A 3318-nucleotide genomic window follows, 5' to 3' on the forward strand; every position below is an offset into this window, starting at 1 on the left:
CTCCAGCGGCCCGCCGAGAACCCCCCGCCGCCCGTAACCCTGCAGCAGCGCCACCCCCGCGACCGTCGGCGGCAGCACCATCGGCAGCATCACCAGCACCCGCACCGCCGCCTTGCCGCGGAAGTCGGTACGGGCCAGCAGCCACGCCAGCGGCACGCCCAGCGCCAGCGACAGCAGCAGCGCCCACCCCGACACCAGCAGCGACAGACCGAGCGCTTCGGTCACCTCCGGGTCCGTAAGCCGGGCCGGCAGGTCCGCCCACGAGACCCGGGCGAGAATCCCGGCCAGCGGCAGGGCCAGGAACGCGACCGCCAGCAGCGCCGGGACGGCGAGCGGCGCCGGGGGGAGCCTCCTCACGGCTTCTCGAACCCCGCCTGCCGCAGCAGCGCCTGCGCCTTCGCGCCGCGCAGCCACTTCGCGAAGTCCGCCGCCGCGTCCTCGTGCGCGGACACCTTCAGCGCGGCCGCCGGGTACGAGGCGATCGCGTTCTGCGCGGTCGGGATCGCCACCGTGCCGGTCTTCCCCTTCGCGCCAGCGGCAGCGGCATCGGTGACGTAGACGATGCCCGCGTCCGCCTCCTTCAGCCGGACCTTGCTGAGTACGGCCCGGACGTTCGGCTCCTCGGAGACCGGCTTCACCTTCAGCCCCTGCCGCTCCAGGATCTGCTTGCTGTAGCGGCCGACCGGCACCTCGTCCGCGGCCAGGACCACCTTCAGGTCCGGCTTGGCCAGGTCCTTCAGCGACTTGATGTGCTTCGGATTGCCGGGCGCGGTGGCGATGGTGAGGCGGTTCTTCGCGATGACGGACGGGGCCGTCGCCGTCTCCGACTCGAGCCCGTCCATCGTCTTCGTATCGGCCGTGACCAGCACATCCGCGGGCACCCCCTGCCGCACCTGCGCCGCCAGCTCCTGCGAGCCGGCGAAGGAGAAGCGCACCTTCGTCCCCGGGTGCGCCTTCTCGTACGCCTTGCCCGCGTCGGCGAAGACGTCGGTGAGGGAGGAGGCGGCGAGGACGGTGATGGTCCTGCCGTCCTTCGACTGCGCGCCCGAGCCCCCGCCGCAGGCGGCGAGCGGCAGGACCACGGCGGCGGCGAGCACAGCGGGCAGGGCTTTACGGATCACGGCAGGGCTCCCGGTCAGGCGCGGTCGATGTGGACGTTCGTGGACTTCACCCGGGCCACGGCCTCCATCCCCACCGCCAGCCCGAGCTCCTCCACCGCCTCGCGGGTCAGCAGCGAGACCAGACGATGCGGGCCGGCCTGGATCTCCACCTGCGCGGCGACGTCGCCGAGCTTCACGGCGGTGATGATCCCGGGGAAGGCGTTACGGGCGGAGGTGTGCGGCTCTTCCTCCTCGCCGTGGCCCTCGGCCGCGAGCGCCACGGCGAAGGCGGCGAGATCGGCGCCCTCGACGAGCCGCTTGCCCGCGCCGTCGCGCCGGGTGGCGAAGCGCTCGGCGTCCGCCCAGCGCCGGACGGTGTCGGGGCTGACGCCGAGGAGGCGGGCGGCTTGGCCGATGGTGTAGGACCGCATGTGCGGGAGATTACGAGGGGTGGGTTCGTATCTGCAAGGTGGTTCGGTGGATCTGACTGGCAGGTGCCTGACCGGTTCGTATGATCCGCCGGCGCCTATCGAGCAGCGACCGCCTCGATGAGGGAGAACGGGGCGGCCTCCGCCAGCTCCGTCACCGAGGTGACCGAGAGGCCCGCGGCCCGGCACAGGTCCTCGAAGTCGGCGCGGGTGCGCTCCCTGCCGCCGAGGTTCACCAGCATGTTGAGATCGCTCAGATACGGGCCCGGGCCGGAGCCGGAGCCCGAGCCCGAGTCCGGGGCGACGGCGTCGGGGAGCACCGGCTCCACGATGAGCACGCGGCCGTCGGCCGGCAGCACCTCGCGGCAGTGGCGGAGGATCGTGGCGGCCTTCTCGTCGGACCAGTCGTGCAGGACGCTCTTGATCAGGAAGAGGTCCGCGCCCTTGGGTACGGAGCGGAAGAAGTCGCCGGGGGCAGGCTCGCAGCGCTCGGTGAGCCCGTGCCGTTCGAGCGTCTCGGGTGTCCGGGCCAGGCCGTCCGGCGTGTCGAGCACGGCGCCGGTGAGGCGCGGGTGCGCGGTGAGGACGGCGGCCAGGAGCGTGCCGTCGCCGCCGCCCACGTCGGTGACCGAGGTGAACGCGCCGAAGTCGTAGGCGTGCGGCAGCGCGGCGGCGGTCGCCTGGGAGGCCTGGCTCATCGCGGCGTTGAAGTCCGCGGACAGCTCGGGGTCGCGGGCGAGATGGCTGAAGAAGTCCGTACCGAAGACGGCGTCGAAGGCGATGTCGCCGGTGCGGACGGCGGCGTCCAGGTGCTCCCAGGCGCGGATGACGGCGGAGTCGGTGAAGACCCGTACGAAGGAGGTGAGGGAGTCGGGATGGGTGGGGGAGAGGCGGGCGCCGGTGGTGGTGGCGGAGAAGGTGCCGGGCGGCTCTTCGCGGAGCAGGCCGAGGGCGGCCAGGGCGCGCAGGAGGCGGGCGGTCGGCTGCGGGGCGGTGCCCGCGGCGGCGGCGATGGCGGCGGCGTCGCGGCGCTCGTCGCCGAGCAGCTCGAAGATCCGCAGGCGGACGGCGGCGCGCAGGGTCTGCGCGGCCATGCTGCCGAAGGCGAGCTGGACGATCCGGTCGCGGTCGTGCATGGGGGTGCCTTCCTCGATGGTGGTGCGGGCGGCGTCAGTTGGCGGAGGTGGTGGCGGCGGCCAGGGCGCCGGGGGTGCAGCCGGCGAAGGCCAGTACGTCGCGGTGGAGGTGCGGCTGATCGACGTAACCGCAGGTCACGGCCACCTCGGCGGGGCTGTCGCCCGCGGCGAGCGACTGCGCGGCGTGGTCGAAGCGGACCAGCATCGCGGCGCGCTTCGGCGTGATGCCGACCTGCGCGGTGAAGCCGGCCCACAGCTTCTTGCGGCTGCAGCCGCAGTACGCGGCGAGCTCACCGACGCCGATGCGGCCGCGGCGGGTGATGATGCGCTCCCAGGCGGCGGCGATGTGTGGCGCCATCGTGGGGGCTTTGCGCGTGGCGCGGCTGATGAGGAACTCGTCCATGAGCGCGTGGCGTTGCGGCCAGGTGGCGGCGTGGTGGAGCTGGTCGCGCAGTCGTCGCATGGGGCGGCCCCATAGGTCGTCGAGGCCGGTGATGGTGCCGTCCAGTTCGCGGGGCGGGACGCCGAGGAGTGCGTAGGCGGCGCTGGGCGCGAGGTGCAGCTCGAGACATTCGACGCGCTCGCCGCGGATGCGCGGGGCGCCGGGCACCATGGCGGCGGCGAAGCTGCGGAGGCGGCGGTGGGGGTGGGGGC

At 73.7% G+C, this 3318-nt stretch carries 4 protein-coding genes and 1 pseudogene; all 5 read right to left on the reverse strand.

Annotated elements, in window-relative coordinates; genetic code table 11:
- Nucleotides 1-357: pseudogene (locus G5C51_RS40885) on the reverse strand (ABC transporter permease); the annotation flags it as partial.
- Nucleotides 354-1121 (reverse strand): molybdate ABC transporter substrate-binding protein, encoded by a 768-nt coding sequence (modA, locus tag G5C51_RS40890; protein WP_338118501.1) that lies wholly within the window; start codon nucleotides 1119-1121, stop codon nucleotides 354-356. The gene modA and the pseudogene G5C51_RS40885, both read right to left, overlap by 4 nt.
- A 14-nt stretch (nucleotides 1122-1135) precedes the next feature.
- A complete protein-coding gene (locus G5C51_RS40895) occupies nucleotides 1136-1531 on the reverse strand; it encodes a TOBE domain-containing protein (protein ID WP_165245839.1) in 396 nt (131 codons plus the stop codon).
- A gap of 95 nt (nucleotides 1532-1626) precedes the next feature.
- The gene (locus tag G5C51_RS40900) at nucleotides 1627-2664 is read right to left on the reverse strand and encodes a methyltransferase (RefSeq protein WP_165245841.1); all 1038 of its coding nucleotides are present in this window, start codon (nucleotides 2662-2664) and stop codon (nucleotides 1627-1629) included.
- Between the two features lie 34 nt (nucleotides 2665-2698).
- A partial coding sequence (locus G5C51_RS40905) for a helix-turn-helix transcriptional regulator (protein WP_165245843.1) occupies nucleotides 2699-3318 on the reverse strand: 620 nt, incomplete at its 5' end.

The sequence above is a fragment of the Streptomyces coryli genome (assembly GCF_011044975.1).
GTDB classification, from domain to species: Bacteria; Actinomycetota; Actinomycetes; order Streptomycetales; family Streptomycetaceae; genus Streptomyces; species Streptomyces coryli.

Excerpts from the sequence above, each read along its gene's own strand:
- G5C51_RS40895 (WP_165245839.1), bottom strand. The coding sequence starts at position 1,531 with ATGCGGTCCTACACCATCGGCCAAGCCGCCCGCCTCCTCGGCGTCAGC.
- G5C51_RS40900 (WP_165245841.1), bottom strand. The coding sequence starts at position 2,664 with ATGCACGACCGCGACCGGATCGTCCAGCTCGCCTTCGGCAGCATGGCC.